Origin of the sequence: Amycolatopsis thailandensis (assembly GCF_002234405.1) — a bacterium.
Lineage (GTDB): Bacteria > Actinomycetota > Actinomycetes > Mycobacteriales > Pseudonocardiaceae > Amycolatopsis > Amycolatopsis thailandensis.
This window is the reverse complement of the sequence record NZ_NMQT01000121.1, coordinates 1-1,404: the sequence shown is the minus strand read 5'-3', so window position 1 is coordinate 1,404 and position 1,404 is coordinate 1. Positions and strand designations below refer to the sequence as shown.

Sequence of the window (1,404 nt, the reverse complement as noted above, 5' to 3'; positions counted from 1 at the left end):
CGCCGCGGAGGACGTCGCGCAGGAGACCTGTCTCGCGGTCCTCACCACGCTTCCGAAGGCCAGGGCCACCGGTGGTTCCTTCCTCACCACCGTTCTGCGGATCGCCGCCCGGAAGGTCGCCGCTGCCTTCCGGGGGCGAGCGCGGGACAGATCCGAACCCACGCCCGATCCGCCCGACCGTGCGACGTCCGAGACCGACGAGCCCGAGTGGCACGCCCTCGCCGCCGACGGCCACGACCGGTTGACCCGGTTGATGAGCGCCCTGCCCGATATCCAGCAGGAGATCCTCCGGCTGCGGATCACCGTCGGCATGTCGGCGCCCGAAACGGGTGCGGTCCTGCGGGTGAGCCCCGGCATGGTCCGGGTCGCCCAGCACCGCGCCCTGAACAAACTCCGCACGATCATCAGCGAGGACGACCTGTGATCAGCCCGCTCATCGGCCCCGGGGACGGCCATACTTGGCCGGTGGAAATCGACGTCCGGCATCTGCGCCTCCTCGACGCGATCGCGTCGGCGGGCAGCATCGCGAAGGCCGCGACAGCGCTCGGGCTCTCCCAGCCCGCGCTGAGCGCGCAACTCCACCGGGTCGAACGGGCCCTGGAACGGACGGTGTTCGAACGGGACCGCCACGGTGTGCGGCCCACGGCGCTGGGCGAGGTGCTCTTGAACCACGCGCGGCGGGTCCTGGTCGCCGCGGACGAGCTCGACCTCGCCATCCGCCGGTTCCATCGCGCGCCGTCCGAGGGCCTGCTCCGGATCGGCGCGCTCCCCACCGTCTTCGCCGAGACGTTGAGCGGCGTGGTCACCGCGGCCGCCCCCGGACGCCCGGTCGAACTGCTCGCGATGACCAGCCGGACCGCGTTGTTCACCGCGCTTCTCGACGGCACGGTCGAACTGGCGCTGTATGTGGACCACCCCGGGCAGGAGATCGTTCCGCCGGACGGGGTCCACCTGCTTCCCGTCGGGACGGAACCGGTCTTCGTGATCGTGTCCCCGAAGCACCCTGTCGCCGGACGCGGCGAGGTTTCGCTGGCGGAGCTCACCGATTCGACCTGGCTGGCGGTGGCGGGCGGGGACGACGAGTTCCACGACCACCTGACCGACGAGTGCGCCCGGGCGGGCCTCGGCACGATCACCGTGCAGGAGCTGGAGCCGATGGTGCTGCGCCAGACCGTCCGGCGCGACGCCCGCGCGGTGGCGCTGGCCCAGTCCCTCGACTCCGGTTCCACGATGCCGGGTTCGGTGGTGGCCCTGCGGGGTGTGCCGCTGAGGACCCGGCATGTCCTGCTGTGGCGCGACGGATCACCCGTCGACGTCTCCGCCGTCCGAAGTGGACTGGTGCACGCGATCACCGAACTGGCCGCCATCCGGCATCGGCTTCCCGAGTGGGCGGCGGCCAACCCA

Annotated in this window: 2 protein-coding genes; both read left to right on the top strand. The window is 71.9% G+C overall.

Annotation, left to right across the window (positions count from 1 at the left end; all coding sequences use genetic code 11):
- Positions 1–424, top strand: a 424-nt coding sequence (locus tag CFP71_RS32125) for a sigma-70 family RNA polymerase sigma factor (RefSeq protein ID WP_093937699.1), incomplete at its 5' end; no start/stop codon positions are given.
- On the top strand, positions 421–1,404 hold a 984-nt coding region (locus CFP71_RS32120; protein ID WP_093937698.1), incomplete at its 3' end, for a LysR family transcriptional regulator. The genes CFP71_RS32125 and CFP71_RS32120, both read left to right, overlap by 4 nt.